21 protein-coding genes are annotated in these 24903 nt (G+C 73.7%); 12 read left to right on the forward strand and 9 right to left on the reverse strand.

What is annotated here, in order from left to right; genetic code table 11:
* The first annotated feature begins 10 nt into the window (after window positions 1-10).
* Window positions 11-2011 carry a hypothetical protein gene (locus tag ACIDOF_RS09205; RefSeq protein WP_409005237.1) on the forward strand — a complete coding sequence of 667 codons (2001 nt, stop codon included), beginning with the start codon at window positions 11-13 and terminating at the stop codon, window positions 2009-2011.
* 69 nt (window positions 2012-2080) lie between these two features.
* On the opposite strand, the gene ACIDOF_RS09210 is transcribed toward ACIDOF_RS09205, so the two are convergent.
* Window positions 2081-3403 (reverse strand): ABC transporter substrate-binding protein, encoded by a 1323-nt coding sequence (locus tag ACIDOF_RS09210; RefSeq protein ID WP_409005238.1) that lies wholly within the window; start codon window positions 3401-3403, stop codon window positions 2081-2083.
* A 171-nt stretch (window positions 3404-3574) separates the two neighbouring features.
* On the opposite strand from ACIDOF_RS09210, the gene ACIDOF_RS09215 reads away from it, so the two are divergent.
* Entirely contained in the window at window positions 3575-4021 is a 447-nt protein-coding gene (locus ACIDOF_RS09215) for an SCO4402 family protein (protein ID WP_409005358.1), read from the forward strand.
* 67 nt (window positions 4022-4088) lie between these two features.
* The gene (gene purU / locus ACIDOF_RS09220) at window positions 4089-4937 is read left to right on the forward strand and encodes a formyltetrahydrofolate deformylase (RefSeq protein WP_409005239.1); all 849 of its coding nucleotides are present in this window, start codon (window positions 4089-4091) and stop codon (window positions 4935-4937) included.
* A gap of 22 nt (window positions 4938-4959) precedes the next feature.
* Here purU and ACIDOF_RS09225 read toward each other — a convergent pair whose 3' ends face one another.
* Window positions 4960-6297: a zf-HC2 domain-containing protein gene (locus ACIDOF_RS09225; protein ID WP_409005359.1), complete on the reverse strand. Its 1338-nt coding sequence runs from the start codon at window positions 6295-6297 to the stop codon at window positions 4960-4962.
* A gap of 257 nt (window positions 6298-6554) precedes the next feature.
* Window positions 6555-7136 (reverse strand): sigma-70 family RNA polymerase sigma factor, encoded by a 582-nt coding sequence (locus ACIDOF_RS09230; protein ID WP_409005240.1) that lies wholly within the window; start codon window positions 7134-7136, stop codon window positions 6555-6557.
* 421 nt (window positions 7137-7557) lie between these two features.
* Here ACIDOF_RS09230 and ACIDOF_RS09235 point away from each other — a divergent pair, with 421 nt between their 5' ends.
* The gene (locus ACIDOF_RS09235) at window positions 7558-7932 is read left to right on the forward strand and encodes an STAS domain-containing protein (protein ID WP_409005241.1); all 375 of its coding nucleotides are present in this window, start codon (window positions 7558-7560) and stop codon (window positions 7930-7932) included.
* A gap of 252 nt (window positions 7933-8184) precedes the next feature.
* Window positions 8185-8703 carry an EF-hand domain-containing protein gene (locus tag ACIDOF_RS09240; protein ID WP_409005242.1) on the forward strand — a complete coding sequence of 173 codons (519 nt, stop codon included), beginning with the start codon at window positions 8185-8187 and terminating at the stop codon, window positions 8701-8703.
* Between the two features lie 24 nt (window positions 8704-8727).
* On the opposite strand, the gene ACIDOF_RS09245 is transcribed toward ACIDOF_RS09240, so the two are convergent.
* Window positions 8728-10275 carry a class I adenylate-forming enzyme family protein gene (locus ACIDOF_RS09245; protein WP_409005243.1) on the reverse strand — a complete coding sequence of 516 codons (1548 nt, stop codon included), beginning with the start codon at window positions 10273-10275 and terminating at the stop codon, window positions 8728-8730.
* A gap of 207 nt (window positions 10276-10482) precedes the next feature.
* Here ACIDOF_RS09245 and ACIDOF_RS09250 point away from each other — a divergent pair, with 207 nt between their 5' ends.
* The 3 genes from ACIDOF_RS09250 (at window position 10483) to ACIDOF_RS09260 (ending at window position 13483) form a co-directional block, all read left to right on the forward strand.
* On the forward strand, window positions 10483-11646 hold the full coding sequence (locus ACIDOF_RS09250; protein ID WP_409005244.1) for an acyl-CoA dehydrogenase: 1164 nt from the start codon (window positions 10483-10485) through the stop codon (window positions 11644-11646).
* A gap of 7 nt (window positions 11647-11653) precedes the next feature.
* Window positions 11654-12526, forward strand: coding sequence for an acyl-CoA dehydrogenase family protein (locus tag ACIDOF_RS09255; RefSeq protein ID WP_409005245.1), 873 nt, complete (start codon window positions 11654-11656; stop codon window positions 12524-12526).
* Between the two features lie 465 nt (window positions 12527-12991).
* The gene (locus tag ACIDOF_RS09260) at window positions 12992-13483 is read left to right on the forward strand and encodes an ATP-binding protein (RefSeq protein WP_409005246.1); all 492 of its coding nucleotides are present in this window, start codon (window positions 12992-12994) and stop codon (window positions 13481-13483) included.
* A 292-nt stretch (window positions 13484-13775) separates the two neighbouring features.
* Here the strand turns inward: ACIDOF_RS09260 and ACIDOF_RS09265 are convergent, their stop codons facing one another.
* Window positions 13776-14702, reverse strand: a complete 927-nt coding sequence (locus ACIDOF_RS09265) for a cyclase family protein (protein WP_409005247.1) — start codon at window positions 14700-14702, stop codon at window positions 13776-13778.
* Between the two features lie 85 nt (window positions 14703-14787).
* Between ACIDOF_RS09265 and ACIDOF_RS09270 the strand changes: the two genes are divergently transcribed.
* The 3 genes from ACIDOF_RS09270 to ACIDOF_RS09280 all read left to right on the forward strand — a co-directional run bounded on the left by ACIDOF_RS09270 (window position 14788) and on the right by ACIDOF_RS09280 (window position 18228).
* Window positions 14788-15699 carry an SDR family NAD(P)-dependent oxidoreductase gene (locus tag ACIDOF_RS09270; RefSeq protein WP_409005248.1) on the forward strand — a complete coding sequence of 304 codons (912 nt, stop codon included), beginning with the start codon at window positions 14788-14790 and terminating at the stop codon, window positions 15697-15699.
* Between the two features lie 114 nt (window positions 15700-15813).
* A complete protein-coding gene (locus ACIDOF_RS09275; RefSeq protein ID WP_409005249.1) occupies window positions 15814-16881 on the forward strand; it encodes a Zn-dependent alcohol dehydrogenase in 1068 nt (355 codons plus the stop codon).
* Between the two features lie 75 nt (window positions 16882-16956).
* Window positions 16957-18228 (forward strand): MFS transporter, encoded by a 1272-nt coding sequence (locus ACIDOF_RS09280; RefSeq protein ID WP_409005250.1) that lies wholly within the window; start codon window positions 16957-16959, stop codon window positions 18226-18228.
* On the opposite strand, the gene ACIDOF_RS09285 is transcribed toward ACIDOF_RS09280, so the two are convergent.
* Window positions 18166-19167, reverse strand: a complete 1002-nt coding sequence (locus ACIDOF_RS09285; protein ID WP_409005251.1) for a GlxA family transcriptional regulator — start codon at window positions 19165-19167, stop codon at window positions 18166-18168. The genes ACIDOF_RS09280 and ACIDOF_RS09285 overlap by 63 nt on opposite strands.
* 71 nt (window positions 19168-19238) lie before the next feature.
* On the opposite strand from ACIDOF_RS09285, the gene ACIDOF_RS09290 reads away from it, so the two are divergent.
* On the forward strand, window positions 19239-20525 hold the full coding sequence (locus ACIDOF_RS09290; RefSeq protein WP_409005252.1) for an MFS transporter: 1287 nt from the start codon (window positions 19239-19241) through the stop codon (window positions 20523-20525).
* Window position 20526: 1 nt separating this feature from the next.
* On the opposite strand, the gene ACIDOF_RS09295 is transcribed toward ACIDOF_RS09290, so the two are convergent.
* The 3 genes from ACIDOF_RS09295 to ACIDOF_RS09305 all read right to left on the reverse strand — a co-directional run bounded on the left by ACIDOF_RS09295 (window position 20527) and on the right by ACIDOF_RS09305 (window position 24529).
* Window positions 20527-21126, reverse strand: coding sequence for a flavin reductase family protein (locus ACIDOF_RS09295; protein ID WP_409005360.1), 600 nt, complete (start codon window positions 21124-21126; stop codon window positions 20527-20529).
* 110 nt (window positions 21127-21236) lie between these two features.
* On the reverse strand, window positions 21237-21956 hold the full coding sequence (locus tag ACIDOF_RS09300) for an enoyl-CoA hydratase/isomerase family protein (protein WP_409005361.1): 720 nt from the start codon (window positions 21954-21956) through the stop codon (window positions 21237-21239).
* 335 nt (window positions 21957-22291) lie between these two features.
* Window positions 22292-24529, reverse strand: a complete 2238-nt coding sequence (locus tag ACIDOF_RS09305; RefSeq protein ID WP_409005253.1) for an acetate--CoA ligase family protein — start codon at window positions 24527-24529, stop codon at window positions 22292-22294.
* Window positions 24530-24903: the final 374 nt, after the last annotated feature.

A 24903-nucleotide genomic window follows, 5' to 3' on the forward strand; every position in this document is an offset into this window, starting at 1 on the left:
AGGAGTCCCGGTGACGCAGAGCGGACAGGGCGAGGAGCCGCAGATACCCGCGGCGCGGCCCGCGCACGAAGGTGTCGTGCTGCCCGCCGACGGCGGAGAGCCCCTGGTGCCGGGCACCTATGGAGACCAGGCGGTGCCCGCGGGCGGCACGCCGTGGGGCCAGCCCTGGGGCCCGGACGCCCCGCAGTCCCCGCCCTCCTACGGCGGCCAGGCCGACGGCTTCGCCCCGGGCCAGGCCTGGGGCCAGACCCCGCCGCCCGGCGCCCCGCAGCAGCCGTACGGAACGCCGCAGCCCCAGCCGTCCTACGAGCCGCAGCCCTACGAGCAGTCCGCCGCCCCGCAGGCGTACGCCCCGCAGGAGCAGCAGCCGTACGCGATGCAGCACCAGCAGCAGCACTACGCGCAGGACCCGCAGCCCTACGCGCAGCAGCACCAACAGCCCCAGCCGTCGCCCCAGCCTCAGCAGCACCAGCCGCAGTCGCAGCCCCAGGCCCAGGCCCAGCCTCAGCCGTACGAGGCCTCCCCGCAGGCGGCGCCCGGGATTCCGGCGCAGCCGCAGCAGGAGACCCCCGGCCTCCCGCCCGCGCCGCCCGCCCCGCCCGCGCCGCAGCAGCCGCAGGCGCCCGGGCTTCCGCAGGCCGCCGACGGTTCGCTGCCGGGCGCGCAGCCGCTCGGCGCGCTGCCGTCCCAGCCGCAGCCCCCGTCCGGAGGGGCCCTGCCCGCGCCGCACCAGCCGCAGACCGGCGGCGCCCTGCCCGAGCCGCACCAGGCGCAGTCCGGTGCCGCGCTGCCGCAGCCGCACCAGCAGCAGCCCGGCGCCGAACTCCCGCAGCCCCAGCCGCAGCAGCCCCCGCAGGGCGCGCCGCTGCCGCCCGCCGCGCCGACCGCGCCCGGTGGCGCCCCGCTGCCGCCGGCCGCCGACGCGGAGGCGACGCAGTACCTGTCCGCCGTACCGCAGAACGCCCAGAACGTCCCCCACGGGGCGCAGGGCGACCCCAACTCCCAGGGCTCGTACGGCGGTTCGCAGGGCGCTCCGCTTCCCGGTGCGCTTCCGCCCGAGGCGCCCGCCGCCGACGCCACGCAGTTCCTCGGCCGGCAGCCCATGCCGCAGCCCCCGGCCGCGGGCGGGAACCCGGACTCCGAGGCCACGCAGTACATCGCGCCGGTGCCGCCCGCGCCCGCGTCCGCCCCGTACGGCATCCGGCCCGGTGCGCCCGGCGACCGGCAGCCGCCCGCCGAGTTCGACAGCCTCTTCCGCAGTGAGCCGGGCGGGGGCGGCGGCGCCGAATCGACCCAGCAGATGCCGAAGTTCGCCCAGCCCCCGGCCGGACCGGGCGCGGGGCAGCCGCAGTACGCGGCCCAGCCGGAGCCGGCCGCGGGCCGCACCGGGTCCAAGGTGCCGCTGTTCGCCGCGATCGGTGTGGCCATCGCGCTGCTCGGCGTCGGCGCGGGCGCGCTGATCGCGTCGAGCGGCGAGGACGAGAAGAAGGACGAGCCGAAGAACGTCGCCGAGTCCGAGCCCGCCGCCGAGCCGTCCCCGACGACGGACCCGGCGGAGGAACAGGCCGTCGCGCTCGACAAGTTGCTCGCCGAGAGCAACGACAGCCGCCAGTCGGTCATCAACTCGGTGAAGTCCATCGAGTCCTGCCGCAACCTCGGCCAGGCCGCCACCGATCTGCGCGCGGCGGCGGAGCAGCGCAACGGCCTGGTGACGCGGCTCGCGCAGCTCCAGGTCGACCAGCTGCCCGACCACGCCGCCCTCACCGCGGCCCTCAACAAGGCCTGGAAGGCGTCAGCTTCGGCCGACAACCACTACGCGGCGTGGGCCGACAAGGTCGCGGGGCTCGGCAAGAAGGGCTGCCACAAGGGCAAGGCCCGCAACACCGCCGAGCGCGCCGCGGGCAACACCGCCAGCGGCCAGGCCACGGCCGCCAAGAAGGAGGCGGCGCCGCTGTGGAACGGCATCGCCGGCAAGTACAGCCTGACGAAGCACACCTGGATCCAGCTCTGACTCAGGAGTGACGCAAAAGAGGCCCGGGGCGGACGAACACCCCGGGCCCTTCTGCTGGTTGACGCCCCGTCAGGAAGCCTCCTCCAGCGTCCGCGACACGTCCACCGCCGACTTGCGGGCCGCCACGAGCCGCCCGTCCCGCACCACCTGGTACGTCACGTTCGCGTTGACCAGGCGCGGGAACTCGCTCGCCGCGACCGTGTCCTCGAAGCGCCAGCTCAGCTTCGGCGTGAGGCCGCCCGTGTCCGCGCGCACACCGTCGTTGAGGGCCCGCGCCACCGTCTGCGCGGTCACGTCCTCGTCCCCGAGCGACTCGACGACCTGCCGGAACACCGTGTACGCGATCCATGTCGTCTGCACACCGGCGTTCGCCGGGTCGATCCGGTGGTCCCCGAAGGCCTGCTCGCGGATCACCTTCCGCATCGGGTCCCAGCGCGGGTCGTCGGCCGCCGGGTACCAACTCGTCACGTACGCGCCCTCGTACGGGCCGGACGCGCCGCCCGTGCGGTCGACGGAGGTCTGGTCGACGCTGCCGAGGACCGAGGAGATCCGGACCTTCTGGTGGTCCTCCTGGGTGCGCCGGAAGGAGTCGAAGAAGCTGTCCGTGCGGTCGCCGAGCGCGGCCGTGACGCAGCCCGCGCGGGCCTGTTCGGCGGCGCCCGCCCGGCCGAGCGCGGTGGCGACGGAGCGGTCGGCGCCCGCGGCGGTCAGCGCCTGCTCGGCCTGGCGCGTGTAGTCGCCGGAGTCCTCCGCGGCGAGAATGTCGGTGGCGGGCTTCCGACTGCCCTGCGCCAGCCCGGAGTTGAGCAGCCCGGGCAGCAGGTCCCCGGCGAGCGTGTCGGGGCGTACGAGGGAGACCCGCTCGCAGTCCCGGGCCAGCTGCCGCCCGTTCCCGGCGAGCAGCGCGACGACGCCGCCGTTGACCGGGAACGACATGGGGCTGACGAACTCCTCCTCGGTCAGCCCGTACCCGCCGATGTACGGGATGCCGGCCGCCTCCAGCGGGGACAGGAAGGCCTGCCCGTGCTGGCTGTACGAGCCGACGACCGCGGCGACCTTCTCCTTGACCGCGCGCCGGGCGCAGTTCGCGGCGCCGACCGAGTCGTTGTGGTCGTTGCAGGTGAGCACCCGGAGCCGGTGGCCGTTGATGCCGCCCTTGGCGTTCACCCAGCGGGCGTACGCGCGCGCCATCGCGGGCATGCCGGGCATGTCCGTCGCCTCGGTCTTGTCGGGTGCCCAGGTCATGACGGTCACGGTGTCCCCGGACGCGTCCGACGACCCGGGGAGCGCGCCGCAGGCGACCGTCGACGAGGCGAGCCCGGTGAGGGCCAGGGCAGCGAGGCCTGCGGTCTTGAGGGGGCGGGAGAGCCGAGGGCGGCGCCGGACAGTCATGTTCCGCCACGATTCCGGGCGGTCCCTAACCTTTGAGTGATCTCTCCTCAACGCGCGGTGACGTGGAGGTGAACTCCAGGGGCCGGTCGGGGCCCGCGGAGGGGGAACGTACGATCGACAACCGTGCAAAGCTCGGAGAAGTCTTCCCGTCGCGGCCGCCGCTCCTCCACCATGGGCGGCATGCCTCTGAACGACATGCCGTGGTGGCGCTGGCGCAGCAACGTGCGCTCGGCGCTGCACATGCTCTCGGACCCGGAGTTCCAGCAGACCGTCTGGCTCGCGGGTGTCGACGGGTACGGGGACGTGACGGACGCGGTCTACCGACTCGTCGAGGACACCTGGCTCGACAACTGGTCGGCGGAGAAGTACGTGGGGACGATCTTCCGCGACTCGCAGGAGGCGGCCCTCGTCGACGTGGCCGTGCTGCGGGTGCTGCGGATCATGCACCAGGTCGGCCCGGACGCCCCCGTCTCCGCCTACCTGGACCACCACGGCTGGGACGAGGCGGTGCGGGCGGCGCGGGACGCGCATGTGCGCCTCGCGACGAGCGACGGCGAGGACCCGGACGCGGCGCCGCACACCCTTGAGGTCCTGCGCATCCTGACCAGGTCGGCGTAGGACCGGATCCGGGCGACAGGCCCTGGGCCGCCACGGCCGGGCAGGGCGGGGCAGGTAGCCTTCCCGTATGACTGACCAGTACGTCCTCACGCTGTCCTGCCCCGACAAGCAGGGCATCGTCCACGCCGTGTCCAGCTACCTCTTCATGACCGGCTGCAACATCGAGGACAGCCAGCAGTTCGGTGACCACGACACCGGCCTGTTCTTCATGCGGGTGCACTTCTCCGCCGAGGCCGTGGACGCCGAGAAGCTGCGCGCCAGCTTCGCCGCCGTCGGCGACTCCTTCCAGATGGACTGGCAGATCCACCGGGCCGACGAGAAGATGCGCATCGTCCTGATGGTCAGCAAGTTCGGGCACTGCCTGAACGACCTGCTGTTCCGTGCGCGGACGGGCGCGCTGCCCGTGGAGATCGCCGCGGTGGTGTCGAACCACACGGACTTCGCCGAGCTCGTGGGGTCGTACAACATCCCCTTCCACCACATTCCGGTGACGAAGGAGAACAAGGCGGAGGCCGAGGCGCAGCTGCTCGACCTGGTGCGCGCGGAGAACGTCGAGCTGGTCGTCCTGGCCCGCTACATGCAGGTGCTCTCGGACGAGCTGTGCCAGGAGCTGAGCGGCCGGATCATCAACATCCACCACTCGTTCCTGCCGAGCTTCAAGGGCGCCAAGCCGTACCACCAGGCGCACGCGCGCGGTGTGAAGCTGATCGGCGCGACCGCGCACTATGTGACGGCCGACCTCGACGAGGGCCCGATCATCGAGCAGGAGGTCGAGCGGGTCGGCCACGAAGTCACGCCGCAGCAGCTCGTCGCCGTCGGCCGGGACGTGGAGTGCCAGGCCCTGGCCCGTGCCGTGAAGTGGCACAGCGAGCGCCGCGTCCTGCTCAACGGCCGCCGCACGGTCGTCTTCGCGTAACCCCGCTGCGCACGGCCGGCGGCTACATGCGGCTGAGCGAGGCCGCCGCCGACAGCACGTCCCGGATCGCCTCGCGGTCGCCGTCCTGCCCGGCCGCGGCGTCCTCGGGCGGTACGTGACCGGAGGCGAGGCGGCAGAACTCCACGCCGTCGAGGGCGACATGGGCCACTTCGTGTTCCTCGGTGGCGGCCGCTCCGGGTGAGTCGAGGGGGATCAGCCACTCGCCGCCGCCGAGCCCTTCGACCTCCAGGCGCAGGCTGCGTCCGGGCGAACCGGCGGCGACCAGTTCCTTCGCGGGCGCGGCGAGCCCGGTCCGCCGCCGGTCGGCGAGCGCGCCGGGCAGCATGCGGGCGGCGAGGTCGATCATCCGGTGCAGATGCCGGGGCGCGGGCGGTGCGTACGGGTAGTCCACCGCGTCGGCGATGTCCCCCGCGTGCACCCAGCACTCGAAGGCGCGGTCGAGCATGGAGTCCCGCAGCGGCATCGTGAACTCGCCGTAGGGCACGGCCAGTTCGGCGGAGCCGCCGCCCGCGAACGACACGGTGCGGATGACGGTGTGGCTCTGGTCCCGCCAGGGCAGGCGCACGGCCCGCGTCGGCGGGAACCGGGAGGCGTTCCAGTACGCCTCCGTGCGGGCGGCGGGGGTGCCGTCGGCGAGGGCGGCGCGCGCGACCTCGGGCAGCGGGTCCTCCAGGCCGAGGGTCGTGGCGACCAGCCCGTCCACCGTCAGGAGGTGCGCGATGACTCCGGCGACGGTGGTGCGGCGGGTGACGGCGCGGTCCCCCTCGTACCACTTCAGGCGGACCGGGGCGTGCCATTCGCCGTCGCCGAAGTCTTGGAGCAGGGCGTCGAGCCGGGCGGTCTCGGCGTCGTAGGGCGCGGCCCAGTCGGGTACGGGTATGCGCGGCGGGCGGCGGTCGAGGCAGCCGGCGAGGACGCGGGAGCGCAGGCCCGGGTCGAGGTCGAGGCTCTCCTCGGGGTGCAGCAGGCCCACGGCGTCGCGGAGCCGCAGCGCCTCGTCGGCGCAGGCGCCGCAGCTGCCGAGGTGCAGTTCGACGGCGGCGGCCTCCTCGGCGGAGCAGGCGGCGAGCGCCCAGGCGCCGAGCAGCGACTTCAGGACCTTGTGGTCGAGGACGGGCGGGTTCGGTGCGGGCAGCGGCGGCGGGTCGGGCAGCGGGCGGCCGGTGTCCTCTATCGAGCTGCGCGGCGGCGGTATGCGCAGGCCGCCACCGTGCGCGGACCGCCCGCCGAAACGCTCGGGCGAGCCGGGGTCGAAGTCCGGGCCGGGGCTCGTGCCGGGGCCCGGGCGGGTGCCGTCGTCCGCGAGGCCCTGGTCGGCGTGGCGGTGGTCGGCGTGCAGGTGGTCCGGGTGGCGCGGGTCGCGGTGGTCCGGGTGGAGGTGGTCGGGGTGGCGCGGGTCGGGGTGCCGGTGGTCGGCGCGGCCCTGCTCCGGGTGGCCGTGGTCGCGGCCCGGCCGGTCGTCGTACGGGCGCGCGTCGGGGCCGCCGCCGGGTGCGGTGCCGTCGTCCGGGCGGCCGTGGCGGGGGTCGGACTCCCCGGGCCGGTCCGGGCCGTCGTGACCCTCGGGGCCGTGGTCCGGCTCGAAGGGGTCGGGGTTCACAGGGCGCTCCCGTAGCCGGGCGGTGGGGCGGCGGCCGGCCGCTGTTCGTTGGCGGTGGACAGGAGTTGCAGGCCGAGGCGGAGGCGGCGCCTGGCCTCGTCCTCGGTCACTCCGAGGTCGGCGGCGGTCTGGCGGTAGTCCCGCCGCTGGAAGTAGGCGAGTTCGAGTGCGGCGCGCAGCGGGGCGGGCATGGACGTCACGATGTAGTCGGCGCGGGCGGCGACGGAGGCGCGGCGGACCTTCTGCTCCATGTCCTCCGTGGTGCCCTGGCCGCCGTCGGCGAGCGCCTCGGTCTCGGTCTGCCGCAGCCGCGCCACCGCGTACCGGTGGGTGAGGCCGGCGACCCAGGAGCGCAGGGAGCCCTTCTTCGGGTCGTACTCCTCGGGGTTCTCCCAGACGTGGGCGAAGACCTCGCGGGTGACGCGGCCGGCGTCGTCGTCGTCGTCGAGGACGCGGTGGGCCAGGCTGTGCACGAGCGAGGCGAGCCGGTCGTACAGCTCGCCGAGCGCGGCCGCCTCCCCGCGCGCGAGCCGCTGCTGCATCTTGCGGTCCCAGCGGGGCGGTGCGTCTTTCGCCATGTGGCCCCCTCCTGCCGTGGCACTACCGTACGTGCGCCGTACGTGCGCCTTGTACCCGCGAACCCTTCATCGAATGTAGTGCCCACCGCCGAGAACGCACCTCGGTTTGCGGCAACGCGGGGCACGGACCGGCTGCGGATGGTAGTGAATTGGTCACGCTGCGCTGGAAGTTGCGTGGAATTCCGTTGAAGTCCGTTGAACGAACTGGATCGACCTAGATCGAATCGGTGCATATGTGATAGGCCTGCGGGATGGCCTGTTGTTCAGGTGGGGTGTTTTACGGGGGAGCGGCGGGGCAACCGCGAAGCAGGGAAGCGTAAGCAGGGCTTCCGGATGTGGCCGTCACGGCGGCAGGCATGATGGCTGAACCGAACCCGGAACCGTACGCGGCGTACGAGTGGAACGAGAGGCGGCGTGGCGGATGGCGCTCAAAGTGACCGATGGCGATCAGGGCGGCTGGGCCGTCATCCAGGTCAGCGGTGAGATGGACCTGGTGACGTCGCCCATCGTGCGCCAGCGCGTCCACGACGCCGTGGCCGAGGGGCGCCGCAGCCTCGTCCTCGACCTGTCCGAGGTGCTCTTCTGCGACTCGTCCGGCGTCGGCGTCCTCATAGCCACGCGCCGCCTCATCCGCTCCTGCCGCGGCCGGCTGCGGCTGATCCTGCCCGCGCAGGGCGCGGAGGACGGCTCGCACGTCAACCGGGTCCTGGCCGCGCTCGGCGTCCGCCGCCTCTTCGAGGTCTTCCCGGACCTGGGCACCGCCGTCGACGAGACCGCGTCTCCCCTCTCCGCCTGAGGCGCCTTTTCCGGCCGACCCGTGGACGCGGGACCTCCGTCGGGCGTCCGGGGTGTGGGGGAGAGGTGAAGCCGGAGGCCGCGGGGGTGTCTCGTCCGCCGGACATCGGTTCGGTTCCGGAAATCCTCCGGTCCTGCTACAAGGCGGCCGGAAGCTTCGCCAACCGGAGCCGACCGGCCGCCCCGCGTCGTACCCTCCCTGGTAACCGCAGTGGAACGCACCTGCACCCCACCTGATCTGTGAGGCCGAGAGATGGACAGCGCAGAGTACGAGCGCAAGATTGCCGCCCGATTCGCGAGCTTCGACCAGGACGGCAACGGCTACATCGACCGCGAGGACTTCAGCGGCGCGGCGAAGGCCGTGCTCGCCGAGTTCGGGACCACCGCGCGGTGCGACAAGGGCCAGGCGCTGTACCTGGGGGCCGAGGCGTTCTGGCAGGGCATGGCGGGCATCGCCGATGTCGACGGGGACCAGCGTGTGACCCGCGAGGAGTTCGTCACCGGCGCCGTGAAGCGGCTGCGGGACAGCCCGCAGCGGTTCGCCGAGATCGCCCGCCCGTTCCTGAAGGCCGCGATCGCCGTGGCCGACGAGGACGGGCAGGGCGCCACCCCGCAGGCCACCGAGCGCGTCCTGAAGGTGCTCGGCGCGGACGCGCAGACCGCCGCCGCGGCCGCCGCCGCCCTGGACTCCGACGGCGACGGCCGGATCTCCGAGGACGAGATCCTCACCGCCTTCGCCGCCTACTTCACGACGCCCGCCCCCGACGCGTGACCTGACCGGGAGCGGTGTGCCGGCTCACGCGTACCGCTCCCGCAGTTTGTACTTGAGGACCTTGCGCAGCGTCTCGTTGCGCGGCAGGGCCTCCACCAGCTCCAGCTGTTCCGGCAGCTTGTGCGGGGACAGGCCCGCCCCCCGGAGGTACGCCACCAGCTCCGGGAGCGTCAACTCCGCGCCGCCCGGCGGGAGTTCGACCACCGCGCAGACCCGCTCGCCGCGCTCCGGGTCCGGCAGTCCGATCACCGCGGCCTCGCCGACCGCCGGGTGCGCGTGCAGCAGGTCCTCGATCTCCTTCGCCGAGATGTTCTCGCCCTTGCGGATGATCACGTCCTTCGCCCGGCCGGTCAGGACGAGATGCCCGCTCTCCTTCAGATGCCCCAGGTCGCCGGTGATCAGGAACCCGTCCGCGTCGAAGGCCGCAGCGGACTGTCCCGCCCCCAGGTAGCCCCGGCACACCGCCTCCCCGCGCAGCCGCACCTCCCCGTCGACCCCCGCGGGCAGCGGCTTGCCGTCGGCGTCGGTGATGCGGATCTCCATCCCTTCCGGCGGCCGCCCCTCCGTACCGGCGAGGTTCTCGGCGCTGTCGTCCGGGGAGCCCATGGTGATCATCGGGACCTCGGTCATGCCGTACCCGTGGGTGAGCGCGCAGCCCAGCTCGCGTACGACCGCGTGGTACAGCTCCGGGGGCTTCGGGGCGCCGCCGCCCGCGAGGAGGCGGAGGGACGGGATCAACTTCCGGGCGGGGTCCTTGCGTTGCTCGGCGAGGAACATCGAGTAGAACGCCGTGGAACCGCCGGCCGTGGTGACGCCGTGGCGGCGGTAGCCGTCGAGGGCGTCCGGCAGCGCGAACTTCTCGAACAGCACCGCGGGGAAGCCGTACAGCAGCAGCATCACCAGGTAGTCGGGGCCGCCGATGTGGGCGAAGGGGAACGCGATCGAGCCGACGTCCGACGGGGTCAGGCGCAGCGCGTGCGCCAGGCAGGAGCCGCCCGCGATCAGTGAACGGTCGGTGTGCAGCACGCCCTTGGGGTCGGAGGTCGTGCCGGACGTCCAGTAGATCCAGCGGACGTCGGTGCCGTTCGCGGGCGGCGCGGGCAGCACGGCCGGGTCCGCCTCGGGGAGGTCCGCGTACGCCTCGAAGACGCCGCGCGCGCCGAGCCTGCGGGCCAGGTCCGTGTGGTCGTAGCCGCGCCACATCCCGGGCGTCGCGAAGAACTCGGCCTTCGACTCGCGCAGCGCGAACCCGACCTCCTTGTCCCGGTAGAAGGGGATCACCGGGGACTGGACCGCGCCGATCCGGGCCAGGGCGGCGCTGAGCAGCACCGTCTCGATCCGGGTGGGCAGCTGCCAGGCGACGACCGTGCCGGGGCGTACGCCGCGCTCGTGCAGGCCGGCCGCGACCCGTTCCGCGCGCTCGCGCAGGGCGCCGAAGGTGAGCGTGCGGTCGTCGGCCGGGTCGGCCTCGGCCTGGATCAGCACCGGGCGGTCCGGGGTGAGTTCGGCGCGGCGGCGGATCAGTTCCCAGAGCGTCGGGGAGTTGCCCAGTCCGTGTGCGGTGTCGCGCATGCCGACCTCCCGGTCCGGTACAGCTGACGATCTGTCAGATCGGGGCAGAGCGTAGGCGTCACCGCCTTGTCGGTCCAGAGGTGCGGAGGCTAGCCTCGGTCCAAGCAGAACTGACGGGCCATCAGGTAGCGCGGCGTTCCGCAGGGCGGACGGTCGGACACGGCCGCGTCGGGCTCATGTCGATCCGTACTGCGGCGAGGGGACCCCATGGACCTGACGTACACCGCGGAAGAGGACGAGTTCCGGGCCCGGCTCCGCGCCTGGCTCGCCGACACCCTCCCGCAGCTCCCGCCCCGCCCCGACCCCGCCGACTGGCCCGGCCGCCGCGCCTACGACCTCGGCTGGCAGCGGCGGCTGTACGACGCCGGGTACGCGGGGCTGCACTGGCCCGTCGACGCGGGCGGACAGGGCGCGACCCCCACCCAGCACCTGATCTTCCTGGAGGAGACCGAGCAGGCCGGGGCGCCCTACGTCGGCGCGAACTTCGTGGGCCTGCTGCACGCCGGGCCGACGATCGCCGCCGAGGGCACCGCCGAGCAGCGGGCCCGCTGGCTGCCGCCGATCCTGCGCGGCGACGAGGTGTGGTGCCAGGGCTTCAGCGAACCGGACGCCGGGTCCGACCTCGCGGCCCTGCGCACCCGGGCGGTACGCGACGGCGACCACTACGTCGTCACCGGCTCCAAGATCTGGACCTCGCACGCCGAGGTCGCCGACTGGTGCGAACTCCTCGTCCGCACCGCCCCCGTGACCGCCAGGACGCCCAAGCACCGCGGCATCAGCTGGCTCGCGATGCCCATGGACGCCCCCGGCGTCACCGTACGACCGCTGCGCACCCTCGCCGGGTCCACCGAGTTCGCGGAGATGTTCCTCGACGAGGTGCGGGTCCCGGTGGCGAACCGGGTGGGGGAGGAGAACGACGGCTGGCGCGTCACCATGGTCACCCTCTCCTTCGAGCGCGGCACCGCCTTCGTCGGCGAGGTCGTCGCCTGCCGCCGCACCCTCGGCGCCCTCGCCGCCGAGGCCCGCAAGAACGGCCGCTGGGACGACCCGGTGCTGCGCCGCCGGCTCGGCCGCCTGAACGTCGAGTTCCACGCCCTGTGGCGGCTCACCCAGTGGAACGTCTCCGAGGCCCAGCGCACCGGCGGCGTCCCCGGCGCCGGCGGCTCCGTCTTCAAGCTCCGCTACTCGCACGCCCGCCAGGAGCTGTACGACACGGCCGCCGAGGTCCTCGGGGCGGGCGCGCTCGACGCCGACCACGACTGGGTGCTCGACCGGCTCTCCTCCCTCTCGTACACGATCGCCGCGGGCACCTCGCAGATCCAGCAGAACATCGTCGCCGAGCGCATCCTCGGCCTGCCGAAGGGCCGGTGAGACCGCCGTGGACTTCCAACTCACCTCCGACCAGCGGGACTTGCAGCAGGGCGTACGCGCGCTCCTGGCCGGACGCTTCGACCGTACGGCGCTCCGGGCCCTCGCCGACGCGCCCGAAGGGCCGGTGCTCGACCGGGAGTTGTGGCGAGAGCTCGGCGCCGCCGGGTTCTTCGCGCTGCGGCTCCCGGAGTCCGAGGGCGGCGTCGGCCTCGGACTGCCCGAGGCGGTGCTCGCCTTCGAGGAGGCCGGCCGCGCCCTGCTCCCCGGCCCGCTGGTCGCCACCCACCTCGCGGCCGGCGAGGTCGAGGGCGCGGCGACCGGCGCGACGGTGGTCACCGCCGTCGACCCCGGCGGCCTCGTCCCCTGGCTGGACGCCTCCGACGTCGTACGCGGCGACACCGCCCGTGCCGTGCCCGTGCGCTCCGTCGACCCGCTCACCCCGCTGCACCGCACGCCCACGGCGCCCGAATCCCCCGACCCGGTCGCCGTGCTGCTCACCGCCGCCGAACAGCTCGGCAGCGCCGCCCGCAGCTGCGAGACGGCCGTGCGGTACGCGGGGGAGCGGGCCCAGTTCGGGCAGCCGATCGGCGCGTTCCAGGCCGTGAAGCACCTGTGCGCGCAGATGCTCGTCCGCACCGAGCTGGCCCGCGCCGCGGTCTACGCGGCCGCCGTCACCGCCGACCCCGCCGAGATCACCGGTGCCGCCCTGCTCGCCGACGAGGCCGCCGTCCTGGGTGCCCGGGACTGCCTCCAGGTGCACGGCGGCATGGGCTTCACCTGGGAGTCCGACGTGCATCTGCACCTCAAACGGGCCTGGCTGCGCGCCGAGCTCGGGCCGTCGGCGGGCGGGGTGGAGGAGGCGTGGGCGGCGGCGCTCTGATCTCGGCGGCGGGACCGGCCGCGCCGTGGGCGGCGTAGCCGCAAGTGATCGAATGACTGCCAAGAACGGTCCGTGAATGCAGCACAGAGTGACCGTGCGGCGTCGATATCGGCTTGTGTCCGAGGTGTGACTCGTCACGGCACGGAGTCGGCGCGACGCTCCGGTACGCTCCGTGGGATGCGAGCGGTTCTCTTGGCGAGCCATACCGGTGGGGCCTGTACGGCGCTTCCGGAACCGGCGTTGCCCGCCTCTCGCAGGGCATGGCGGCGTCCCGCGCCCCCCTGTTCGACACCCCGCGGCGCGCGTCGCACAGTATGCCGCACGCGTACTCCTTCGCGCTGGAATATGCCCGAAGCGCTTGTTGGGGTGACTGTACGTCAACCATGCTGTCTCGTACGGGGTTCACGTTCCGTGACCTCGACGAGACACGAGGCGATGTGTCCGCCGGTTCGGATGGTGTGAGCGGTGCAGGTGCTTCAAGTTCAGACGGAGGTCCGCCCCGACCCCGCGGAGGTGGGGCGGGCCCGTAGGTGGGCGAGGTCACGGCTCGCCGGTTCCGGAATAGAGGCGGACGAGCCGCTGGCGGAGACGCTGGTGCTGCTGATCTCGGAGCTGGTCACCAACGCCGTGGTGCACACGGGCTGCCCGGCCGTGCTCCGCATCCTGCTGCCCCGGCTCCCGGAGTCCGAGCCGGGCACGGTGCGCGTGGAGGTCTCCGACGCCAGCGCCCGCCCGCCCCGGCCCCGGCAGGCCGAGGGCGACGACACCAACGGGCGCGGCCTGGCCCTCGTCGACGGCCTCGCGGACCGCTGGGGCTGGCAGCAGGACGGCGCGGGCAAACGCATCTGGTGCGAGGTCGACCGCTGTGCCCCCGACCCGAAACCCACGGCCGACGCGGGCGACACCGCGGGAGTGCGACACCTGGGCCCGGCCCGGGTCGTCCCCTTCCCCGCCTGACCGGCCCGATCACCCCGGACGACCGTCGACGGCCGCTTCCCGCAAGGGACTTGGCCGTACGGCGTGGGGGATGGCGGCGCGCTCATGTCACCCCGAGCGGGACACCGCGCGCCGCCAACGAACACGACACGCACTCGCCGAGTGCCGCCCCCTCGCCGGGCTCTCGACGTCCCCTCACGGCGGATCGCTGCCACAAGGGTGAGGAAACGGACACCGGACGTCAACACCCGCAGTGGTGGTTTGTGTGCGGGTGGGCGCCCTCGGTGAGCGCCCTCGGTGATCGTCCGCCGGGTCAGAGGATCGCGACCGGCGCGACCGGTGTGCCCGTCGCGCCGACGAACGGCTCCGGCATCGCGGACAGCAGGAACGCGTACCGCGACTCCTGTGCACAGGCTGTGGACAACTCCTCCAGGAACCAGTTCTGCCCCTGCGGCATGCCCATCTCCACCAGGTCCAGGGCGTGCACCGGCAGCCACAGATCCTCGATCTCCGGCGGGAAGATCTCGAACGTCAACGTGTCATCGGCGACCGCCGCCACGTCCCGCGCGTGGAACCACTGCGGCGTACGGATCGACAGGCCCGGCGACGGATAGCCGTACCCGTGCTTGTCGCCCGCCAGATACACCTGCACCTGCCCGGTCCGTACGAGCACGACGTCCCCGGCGCGGACCCGCGTGCCCGCCAACTCCTCGGCCTCGTCCAGGTCTTCGGGGGTGACCGCGTGGTCGCCGGGGAGGCGGTCGACGCCCTTCGCGCGGGCCACGTCGAGGAGCACGCCGCGGGAGACGACGTGCCGCATCGACGCCGCCGTGCCGAACTCGGCGCCGCCGTGGGCCGTGATCGAGTCGGCGGGGCGGCCGTTGTAGAGGCGGCCCGAGTGCGAGACGTGCGACAGGGCGTCCCAGTGCGTGGCGCACTGCAGGCCCATCGTCACGACGTCGTCGCTGCAGGCCACCGTGCCCGGGCCGAACAGCTCCCGGTTGATCTGCACCATCGCGTGGAACGGGTTGATCCGCCCCTGGATCATGCCGCTCTGCACGCCGTCCTCCTTGAGCGGCAGGGCGAGCGGAATCCGGTGCCCGCTGCGGACCTCGGCGGTCGCGTTCCGTGCGACCTCGTCGGTGATCAGGTTCAGGGTGCCCGCCTCGTCGTCGGCGCCCCAACGGCCCCAGTTGTTCACGCGCTTGGCGATGTCGTGGAACTCCGGCGGCAGCGGCATCGGGGCCTCCCGAGGGCTTGTGTTCCCGTATCTGATGGCCCATAGAATCTAACGGTCCGTCAGAAACCGCGGGAAGGGGCCGGACGTGGGGAACTTCTTGGCAGGCAAGGTCGTCGCCGTCACCGGGGCCGGGCGCGGCATCGGCCGGGCGGTCGCGATCGCCGCGGCCGCCGAGGGCGCGAAAGTGATCGTCAACGACTACGGCGTCTCGATCGAGGGCGGCGAACCGACCAGCGAGGTCGCCGAGTCGGTGGTCAAGGAGATCGTGGCCGCGGGCGGCGAGGCCGTCGCCGTCGCCGACGACATCTCGACGATGGCGGGCGGCCAGCGGATCGTCGACGTGGCGCTCGCCGAGTACGGGCGGATCGACGGGGTCGTGTGCGTCGCCGGGATCCTGCGCGAGCGGATGCTGTTCAACATGTCCGAGGAGGAGTGGGACCCGGTCGTCGCCACCCATCTGAAGGGCACGTTCACCGTGTTCCGGGCCGCGTCGGCGGTGATGCGGCGGCAGGGGAGCGGGACCCTGATCGGCTTCACGTCCGGCAACCACCAGGGGTCCGTCGCCCAGGCCAACTACTCGGCGGCGAAGGGCGGGATCATCTCCCTCGTCCGGAGCGCGGCGCTCGGCCTGCACAAGTACGGGGTGACCGCGAACGCCGTCGCACCCGTCGCGCGTACCCGGATGTCCGCGAACGTGCCGATGGAGCTGACGGAGATCGGCGAGCCGGAGGACGTGGCGGCCCTCGTCGTCTACCTGCTGAGCGAACGGGCCGCCGCCGAGCGGATCACCGGGCAGGTCTACACGATCGCCGGCCCGAAGATCGCCGTCTGGGCCCAGCCGCGGGAGCTGCGCGCCGGGTACGCGGAGGGGTCCTGGACGCCCGAGAAGGTGGCCGAGTTCCTGCCCGGGACGGTGGGCGTGGACCCGATGCCGATGCTGGCCCGCCTGGAGGAGATGGCCCGAGCGGCGGCGACGGGGGAACGACCCAACGCGTAGGGCACGACACGGGCCCCGACAGGGGCGCGGGGAACTGCGCGACCGCCCACGACGAAAGCCGCAGCCGAACGAACAGCGGGGCAGACACACCGAGTTGAGGGGAAGGGGCCAGTCGTGAGAGGTGTCGTGTTCGACGGGCAGGAGACGCTCGTCGTCGAAGACCTGGAGGTCCGGGACCCCGGTCCCGGGGAAGTCGGCGTGCGGATCGCCGCCGCAGGCCTCTGCCACAGCGACCTCTCGGTCGTCGACGGCACCATCCCGTTCCCCGTCCCCGTCGTCCTCGGCCACGAAGGCGCCGGCGTCGTGGAGTCCGTCGGCCCCGGCGTCGTGCACGTCGTACCCGGCGACCACGTCGCGCTGTCCACGCTCGCCGGCTGCGGCGCCTGCGCGGACTGCGACCGGGGCCGCCCCACGATGTGCCGGCGCGCGATCGGGCACCCGGAGCGGCCGTTCACGCGGGGCGGGGAGCCGCTGTACCAGTTCGCCGCGAACTCCGCGTTCGCCGAGCGCACCCTCGTCAAGGCCGTACAGGCGGTGAAGATCCCCAAGGAGGTCCCGCTGACCTCGGCCGCGCTCATGGGCTGCGGCGTCGTCACCGGAGTGGGCGCCGTGCTGAACCGGGCCCGGGTCGAGCGGGGCGACAGTGTCCTCGTGATCGGCGCGGGCGGCATCGGCCTGAACGTGCTGCAGGGAGCCCGCCTCGCCGGGGCCGGCACGCTCGTCGCCGTCGACGCGAACCCCGCGAAGGAGGCCGCCGCCCGGCAGTTCGGGGCTACGCACTTCGTCGACGCGTCGGCCACGGACGACGTACCGGCCGCCGTGCGCGAGATCCTGCCGACCGGCGTCGACCACGCCTTCGAGTGCGTGGGCAGCACCGCGCTGATCCGGCAGGCCGTCGACCTCCTCGACCGGCACGGCCAGGCGGTCCTCCTCGGCATGACCGCGCCGAAGGCCGAGGCGTCGTTCCTGCCCGCGGCGATGTTCCTGGACAAGTCCATCCTCGGCTGCCGCTACGGCTCCAGCCGCCCGCAGCGCGACATGGCCCTGTACGCCGAGCTGTACCTGAAGGGCGAACTGCTCCTCGACGAGCTGGTCTCGGCGACCTACCCCGTCGCCGACTTCCGGCGCGCCGCCGACGACCTGCACGCGGGGAAGGTGGCCCGGGGCGTGCTCACGTTCTGAGTGCGGGTACGAGCACGAGCACGGGCCGCGGAATTCGGTTGCCGGGGCCCGGCGCGTGGCCGCTACCTTCGCCGCATGTCCCTGCGCGCGTACCGACCGATCCTGACCCGACCCGTGCTGACCTGGGGCGCCGTCGCCGTGGGGGCGCGGATGCCGGTGGCGATGGCGCCGCTCGCACTGGTGCTGCTCGTCCGCGAGCGGCCCGGCGGATACACGCTGGGCGCGCTGCTCGCCGCCGCGTACGTGCTCGGCGAGATCGTCGGGGCGCCGCTGCTCGGCATGCGCCTCGACCCCGGCCGGGCCCGCCCCCAACTCGCGGCGGGCCTCGCGGCGGGCGCCGCCGCGTTCGCCGGGCTCGGGATGTTCCCGGGGGCGCATCCGGCGGTGCTCGCCGGGTTCGCGTTCCTCGCGGGCGCCGCCCCCGCGGGCGCCCCCGGCGGGCTGCGGGCGCTGCTCACCTCCCTCGTACCGGAGCGGGCCGTCACCCAGGCGCTGAGCGCCGAGTCGATGCTGACGTTCGCCGTGTGGGCCGCGAGCCCGGCCGCCGCGACCGGGCTCGCGCTCGGCGTCGCGGCCCGACTCCCGCTGCTGCTCGCCGCGTTGCTGATGGCCGCGTCCGTGGCCGGGCTGTGGGCGCTGCCCGCCGGCTGGCGCGCGGAGAGCGGCTCCGGCAAGGAGGCGGGCGGCAGTTCGCCGCTGCGGGTGCTCGCGCGGGCCTGGCCCGTGTACGTCACCGGCGCCGCGTCCCTGTCCCTCCTCGGGCTCGCCGAGCTGATCCTGCCCGCGCTTCTCGAACACCGCGGCATCCCGCTCGCCCTCGCGGGCCCGCTGCTCGCCGGGTTCGCGATCGGCTCCGGGATCGGCTCGTTCCTGTACGGGCTGCGGGACGCCTGGCCGGGGCGGCTCCCGGTGCAGTCGCTGGTGCTGCTGCTCACCGTGTCGGCGTGCGTGGCGCTGGTCGCCGTACTGCCGTCGGCGCTGTGGATGGGTGTGGGGCTGCTGGTCGCCGGGGTGCTGCAGGCGGGGGCGATGCTCACCCGGAACCTGCAGCTCCGCCGCGTCCTGCCCGCCGAGGCGCTCGCCGCCGGATACTCCGTCATGTACGCGGCCGTGGGCGCGGGTTATGCCGCCGCGGGCAGCCTCTCCGGGGTGCTGTTGAAGGTCGTCGAGCCGGACGCGGCGATCCTCGCCGGGGTCGGCCTCACCCTCGTCCTGACCGTCGTCGGGGCGGCGGGGGAGCGGGCGACCCGGCGCGGCGCGGAGCGGCGTACGACCGAGGTGGCGTCAGGCGGAGGCCCGGGCCCGGAACGTGCGCCGGTAAGCGGTCGGTGTGACGCCGAGGGCTGACTGGACGTGCTGGCGCATCGACTGGGCCGTGCCGAAGCCGGCGTCCCGGGCGACCTGGTCCATGGACAGCTCCGTGGACTCCAGGAGGTGCCGGGCGCGTTCGACGCGCTGCCGGGTGAGCCACTGGCCGGGGCTGACGCCGACCTCCTCGCGGAACCTGCGCGTGAACGTGCGCACCGACATCGACTCCTGCTCGGCCATGTCCCGCAGCTGGATCGGCTCGTGCAGGCGGCCGAGCGCCCAGGCGCGGGCGGCCGTCGTGGTCGCCAACTGGGCTTCGGGGACGGGCCGTTGGATGTACTGCGCCTGGCCGCCGTCGCGGTGCGGCGGGACGACGGTGCGGCGGGCGACCTCGTTCGCGACGGCCGAGCCGTGGTCGCGGCGCACGATGTGCAGGCACAGGTCGATGCCCGCGGCCACCCCGGCCGAGGTCAGCACGTCCCCGTCGTCGATGAACAGCACGTCCGCGTCCACCTCGACCCGCGGGAACACCCGCTGGAAGTGCTCGGCCGACGCCCAGTGCGTGGTCGCGCGGCGCCCGTCGAGCCAGCCGGCCGCGGCCAGCACGAACCCGCCCGTGCAGATCGCCACGAGCCGGGTGCCGGGGCGGATGTGCGCGAGCGCGGCGGCCAGCTCGTCGGTCAGCCGCCCCTCCTCGTACACCGGGCCCATCTCGTACGACGCCGGGACGACCACCGTGTCCGCCGTGGCCAGCGCCTCAGGGCCGTGCTCGACCAGGATCGAGAAGTCGGAGTCGGTGCGGACCGGGCCCGGCGGGCGGATCGAGCAGGTCGACGTGTCGTACAGCCGGGAGCCCTCGGCGTCCTTGGCGCGGTCGAAGATGCGGTGCGGGATGCCCAGCTCGAAGGGGAGCAGCCCGTCCAGGGCCAGGACCACGACACGGTGCGGGCGGGGCGGGGCTTCCGGCGCGACAGCCATGGCCCGATTCTAGCGAAGGCTGTCCTTCGGGCCACTCGATTGTCATGATCGCGGCCTGCACGCTGGTGCACGTGACTCAGACGACCGCAGCCGACACCTCCCCGAAGTCCGCCCCCGCACCCCCGGCCCGCCGCATCCACCGCGCCTGGTTCGTCGCCGCCGTCGCGTTCGTGACGATCATCGGCGCCGCCGCCTTCCGCTCCCTGCCGGGCATCCTGATCGACCCGCTGCACCAGGAGTTCGGCTGGTCGCGCGGCACGATCGGCTTCGCCGTCTCCGTGAACCTCGCCCTGTACGGGCTGACCGCGCCGTTCGCCGCCGCCCTGATGGACCGCTTCGGCATCCGCCGCGTCGTCGCCGTCGCCCTCACCGTGATCGCTCTCGGCTCCGGGCTCGCCGTGTGGATGACCGCCCCTTGGCAGCTCGTCCTCTACTGGGGGTTCCTGATCGGCCTCGGCTCCGGCTCGATGGCCCTCGCCTTCGCCGCCACGGTCACCAACCGCTGGTTCACCGAGCGGCGCGGCCTCGTCACCGGCATCCTCACCGCGGCGAGCGCCTCCGGCCAGCTGATCTTCCTGCCGCTGCTCTCCTGGATGGTGGAGAAGAACCAGGACTGGCGGCCCCCGTCGATCACGGTCGCCCTGACCGCCCTCGCCGTCGTCCCGTTCGTCTGGCTGCTGCTCCGCGACCACCCGGCCGACGTGGGCCTCGCGCCGTACGGGGCCAAGGAGTTCGTGCCCAAGCCGCCGCCCGTCCCGGGGGCCGCGCGGCGTGCGGTGACCGTGCTCTTCAAGGCGGCCCGCACCGGCCCGTTCTGGCTGCTCGCCGGCACCTTCGCGATCTGCGGCGCCTCCACCAACGGCCTGATCCAGACCCACTTCGTGCCCGCGGCGCACGACCACGGCATGCCGATCACGGCCGCCGCCTCGCTGCTCGCGGTGATCGGCGTCTTCGACGTCGTCGGCACGATCTTCTCCGGCTGGCTCACCGACCGCTTCGACTCCCGCCGCCTCCTCGGCGCGTACTACGCGCTGCGCGGCGTCTCCCTGCTGTTCCTGCCGATGCTGCTCGCGCCGGACGTGCGCCCGCCGATGCTGTTCTTCATCGTCTTCTACGGCCTCGACTGGGTCGCCACCGTCCCGCCCACGCTCGCCCTCTGCCGCGAGCACTACGGCGACGACTCGGCCATCGTCTTCGGCTGGGTCCTCGCCTCGCACCAGGTTGGCGCGGCCCTCGTCGCCTTCCTCGGCGGCGTCGCCCGGGACGTGTTCGGCTCGTACGACGTGGTCTGGTACGCGTCGGGGGCGCTGTGCGCGGCGGCGGCGCTGATGGCGATGGTGATCCGCAGGCGGGCCTGAGTCACGGGCCGGGCCGGAACCCGCCGAACGTCCCGCGGTGGAACAGCAGCGGCTCGCCGCCCTCCGCCACCGCGTCGAGGGCGTCCACCCGGCCGACCACGATCAGATGGTCGCCGCCGGTGTGCACCGCGTGGATCGTGCAGTCCAGCCACGCCGGTACGCCGGTGAGCAGGGGCGCGCCGGACACCGGGGCCGGGCCGTGGCCGACGCCCGCGAACTTGTCGGCGCCGCTCACCGCGAAGCCCCGGCACAACTCGCCCTGGTCCGCGCCCAGTACGTTCACGCAGAACGCGCCCGCGCGGGCGATCCGCGGCCAGGTCGTCGACGTACGGGCGACCATGAACGCGATCAGTGGCGGGTCGAGGGAGAGCGAGGCGAAGGACTGGCAGGCGAAGCCCGCCGGACCGTCCGCGTCCCGCGCGGTGATCACGGTGACGCCGGAGGCGAAGTGGCCGAGCACGCGCCGGAACTCGCCGGAGTCGACCGGCGGCCGCTCGTCCGCGCGGACGGCGCGCAGCTCGGGCCGCGGGTGCGCGGGTACGGGCTCGGCGACCGTGGCGGCGCCGACGGACCTGAGGTATCGGACGGCGGTCTCGGCCATCCCTGCGTGTCCCATCACGGTACTCATTGAAACTGACGGGGCGTCAGATGGGAAGGTGTGCGCGTACCTCATGACGTCGCACATACCGGTCACCGGTCACCGGTCACCGGTCACCGGCCCCGGAACTCCGGGCTCCGCCGCTCCACGAAGCTCGCCACACCCTCCCCCGCGTCGGCGGTCGTCATGTTGATCTCCTGCGCCGCCGCCTCCGCCGCGAAGGCCGCGGCGCGGTCGCCGTCCAGGGAGGCGTTGACCAGCTGCTTGGTCAGGGCGAGGGCGCGCGTCGGGCCCTGCGCGAGCCGCTCGGCCCAGGCGCGCGCCGTCCTCTCCAACTCGCCCGCCGGCACGACCCGGTTGACCAACCCCAGCCGTTCCGCCTCCGCCGCGCTCACCGCGTCCCCGAAGAACATCAGCTCCTTGGCGCGCTGCGGGCCGACCAGCCGCGGCAGCAGGTAGGCGCCGCCGCCGTCCGGTACGAGCCCGCGCCGCACGAACACCTCGATGAACCGGGCCTCTTCGGCGGCGATGACCAGGTCGCAGGCCAGGGCCAGGTGGGCGCCGATGCCGGCGGCCGTGCCGTTCACGGCGGCGATCACCGGCTTCTCGCAGTCCAGCACGGCCGCGATGAAGCGCTGCGCGCCGCGGCGGATGGTCCGGGCGACGTCCCCGGCGACACGCTCCCCGGCCGCGGACCCGCCCCGCAGGTCCGCGCCCGCGCAGAAGCCCTTGCCGGTGGCGGAGACGACGACGGCGCGGACGTCCGGGGCGGCGGAGGCGTCGTCGAGGAGACCGATGATCTCCTCCCGCTGCTCCCAGGTGACGGCGTTCATGGCGGCGGGGCGGTTGAGGGTGATCCAGCGGATGCCGTCGGTGGTGGTGTGCAGGATGTCCTTGTCGGCCACGGGTGGCTCCTGTCGGTGGTCGGGTGCGGGTGGTGTGCGCCTGCGGCGGGCTTGATCCCCTCCCCGCCCCTTCCCGAAAGTCCTCAGCGGACAGCTCCGAGGGCTCCGCCCCGGACCCCGCTCCTCAAACGCCGGAGGGGCTGGATCGACGTGCCCCGACAGGGGCGCGGGGAACTGCGCGAGCAACCACGACGGCGGGGCAGGCGAACGAACACCGCCGGAGGCTTTCGGGCAGGTCCGGGGCGGAGCCCCGGGGAGAGAGTTCAGCGGCACAGCGCCAGCGCGTCCAGCGCCACCGCCCCCTGCCCCCGCGGCAGCACCATCAACGGGTTGATGTCCAACTCGGCCAGCTCGTCCCCGAGTTCGAGCGCCATCCGCTGCACCCGCAGCACCACCTCCACCAGGGCGTCCACATCGACCGGCGGCCCGCCCCGTACCCCGTCCAGCAGCGCCCGCCCCCGCAACTCCGCCAGCATCGCCCGCGCCTGGTCCTCGCCGAAGGGTGGCACCCGTACCGCCGCGTCCCGCAGGACCTCGACCAGGGCCCCGCCGAGCCCCACCGTGACCGTCGGACCGAACAGCGGGTCCTGGGTCACGCCGACGACCATCTCGACGCCCCGCTCGACCATCTGGCAGACCAGCACCCCGTCCAGGTCGATGCCCTCGTACCGGGCGATGTCCGTGAGCTCGCGGTACGCGTCCCGTACTTGGCTCGCCGAGGTCAACCCGACCTTGACCAGGCCGAGTTCGGTCTTGTGGGCGATGCGCGCGCCGGACGCCTTCATCACCACCGGGTAGCCGACCTGCCCCGCCGCCCGCACCGCCGCGGCCGCGCTCGTCACGAGCTGCTCGCGCGGCACCCGGATCCCGTACGCCCGGAGCAGCTGCTTCGCCGCGTGCTCGCTCAGCTGCTGCCCGGGCCGCATCAGCGCCTGCGCCTTGCGGTACGAGGGGGACGGCGTGCGCGGCGCGTCCGCGAACGGGGAGCGGTAGTCGGCGGTGAAGCGGTGGTGGTCGAGGTAGGCGCGTACGGCCGTGATGCAGTTGGCGAACGTACGGAAGGTGGCGACCCGGGACGAGCCGAGCAGCGTCTCGCGGTACGCGGCCTCCGTGCCGACGGGCGAGCCCCAGACGACGCACACCAGCTTGTCGGTCCGCTCGGCCGCGTCCACCAGGTCCTGGGCGAGCTTGTCGCTCATGGGCGGGAAGGGGCCGGTGATCGGGCAGATCAGCACGCCGACGTCCGGGTCGTCGAGGATCGCGTCGATGATCTTCGGGCCGCGCCAGTCGCCGACCGGGTGGCCGCCGTTGTCGACCGGGTTGGCGACGTTCAGATACTCCGGTATCCACTGGTGCAGCTCGTCCTGCTTGGCCTGCGAGAGGGTCGGCAGGTGCAGGCCCGCCTCCGTGGCGAGGTCGGAGAAGTGGGCGCCGGTGCCGCCGGAGATGGAGTAGACGGCCACGCCGTCCGCCTTCGGCCTGCGGGCGCGCGCCAACAGCGTTGCCGTGTCCTGGAGTTCGTCGAGCCCGTCCACCCGGATCACGCCGAACTGCCGCATCGCCGCGTCGACCACCGCGTCCGCGCCGGTCAGCTTGCCGGTGTGCGAGGCGGCCGTCCGCGCACCCGTCTCCGTACGCCCCACCTTGACCGCGACCACCGGCACCCCGCGCCGGGCCGCGTGATCGGCGGCGAGCAGGAAGGACCGGCCGTCCTTCAGCCCTTCCACGTAAGCGGCGATCGCCCCGACCTCGGGCCGGCCGGCGAAGTACGAGAGGAAGTCGGCGGTCTCCAGATCGGCCTCGTTGCCGGTCGGCGCCCAGTGCGACAGGCGTACGCCGAGCTCCTGGAGGGCGAAGACCGGGCGGCCCTGGTGCCCGGACTGGGTGATCAGGGCGATCGCCGGGCCGTCCAGGTCGTCGCGGAACTCCTCGAAGGCGTTGAGGTTGGTGTTGGGGCCCAGCAGGCGGATGCCGGAGCGCTCGACGGCGGCGACCAAACGGGCCTGCGCCTCGGCGCCCTCCGCGCCGGTCTCGGCGAACCCGGAGGCGAACGCGACCGCGAACTTCACCTTCGCCTCGGCGAGTTGCTCGACCACGGGCAGCGGGTCGGCGACGAGCAGCACCGCCAGGTCGACGGGCTCGGGCAACTCGGCGACGGAGGGCACGCAGGGCAGGCCGAAGACGGTCTCGCGGGACGGGTGCACGGGGTGGAGGCGGGCGCCGACCCGCTCCGCCCAGCCGATCAGCTGCCGCGTGATGCCCGTGTTGGGCCGCCCCTCGGCGTCGGACGCGCCGACCACGGCGACGGACTCCGGACGGAAGAAGCGGTCCAGGTCGGGGACGTCGGCGTGCAGGGGGCGGCCGCTGACGTCGAGGTCCGGGCCGTCGGCGGTGCGTCCGTCTGCGGTGCCGTGCACGGTGGGCGAGGGGCGCTCGCCGCAGGCCACTACGCGGGCGCGGCGGGGGTCGGTGGTGAGGGTGCCGTGGGTCGATCCGAGCATCGCTGGGGCCCGCCTCCTTGGTGCCGCGGTTCGGTTTTGAGCTGACGCTCTGTCAGATTACCTAGCTGACGGGCCGTCAGGAACCGTTGTGCGCGCACTAATACGGGGGAGGGGTGCCCCCCTCCCCCTTCCCTCCCGCACTCGGAACCAGACCCGGACCCCTGCATCCGACCGAAACCACCCCCTCGGCGCGGCCGCCGGGACTCGTCTCGCCCTGCGGGCTCGATCGGGTCCCCTCCCCGCCCCTTCCCGAAAGCCTCCGGCGGTGTTCGTTCGGCTGCGGCGCCGTCGTGGTTGCTCGCGCAGTTCCCCGCGCCCCTTTCAGGGGCGCGGGGAACTGCGCGACCAGCCACAACCGCGGGACAGCCGAGAGA

Origin of the sequence: Streptomyces sp. Da 82-17 (genome assembly GCF_046098215.1) — a bacterium.
Classification (GTDB): domain Bacteria; phylum Actinomycetota; class Actinomycetes; order Streptomycetales; family Streptomycetaceae; genus Streptomyces.

What these genes read in the sequence shown, in the direction of transcription:
- ACIDOF_RS09210 (WP_409005238.1), bottom strand. Translation starts at nt 3,403, where the DNA reads ATGACTGTCCGGCGCCGCCCTCGGCTCTCCCGCCCCCTCAAGACCGCA.
- ACIDOF_RS09215 (WP_409005358.1), top strand. Translation starts at nt 3,575, where the DNA reads ATGGGCGGCATGCCTCTGAACGACATGCCGTGGTGGCGCTGGCGCAGC.
- purU (WP_409005239.1), top strand. Translation starts at nt 4,089, where the DNA reads ATGACTGACCAGTACGTCCTCACGCTGTCCTGCCCCGACAAGCAGGGC.
- ACIDOF_RS09230 (WP_409005240.1), bottom strand. Translation starts at nt 7,136, where the DNA reads ATGGCGAAAGACGCACCGCCCCGCTGGGACCGCAAGATGCAGCAGCGG.
- ACIDOF_RS09235 (WP_409005241.1), top strand. Translation starts at nt 7,558, where the DNA reads ATGGCGCTCAAAGTGACCGATGGCGATCAGGGCGGCTGGGCCGTCATC.
- ACIDOF_RS09240 (WP_409005242.1), top strand. Translation starts at nt 8,185, where the DNA reads ATGGACAGCGCAGAGTACGAGCGCAAGATTGCCGCCCGATTCGCGAGC.
- ACIDOF_RS09245 (WP_409005243.1), bottom strand. Translation starts at nt 10,275, where the DNA reads ATGCGCGACACCGCACACGGACTGGGCAACTCCCCGACGCTCTGGGAA.
- ACIDOF_RS09250 (WP_409005244.1), top strand. Translation starts at nt 10,483, where the DNA reads ATGGACCTGACGTACACCGCGGAAGAGGACGAGTTCCGGGCCCGGCTC.
- ACIDOF_RS09265 (WP_409005247.1), bottom strand. Translation starts at nt 14,702, where the DNA reads ATGCCGCTGCCGCCGGAGTTCCACGACATCGCCAAGCGCGTGAACAAC.
- ACIDOF_RS09280 (WP_409005250.1), top strand. Translation starts at nt 16,957, where the DNA reads ATGTCCCTGCGCGCGTACCGACCGATCCTGACCCGACCCGTGCTGACC.
- ACIDOF_RS09285 (WP_409005251.1), bottom strand. Translation starts at nt 19,167, where the DNA reads ATGGCTGTCGCGCCGGAAGCCCCGCCCCGCCCGCACCGTGTCGTGGTC.
- ACIDOF_RS09295 (WP_409005360.1), bottom strand. Translation starts at nt 21,126, where the DNA reads ATGGCCGAGACCGCCGTCCGATACCTCAGGTCCGTCGGCGCCGCCACG.
- ACIDOF_RS09300 (WP_409005361.1), bottom strand. Translation starts at nt 21,956, where the DNA reads ATGAACGCCGTCACCTGGGAGCAGCGGGAGGAGATCATCGGTCTCCTC.
- ACIDOF_RS09305 (WP_409005253.1), bottom strand. Translation starts at nt 24,529, where the DNA reads ATGCTCGGATCGACCCACGGCACCCTCACCACCGACCCCCGCCGCGCC.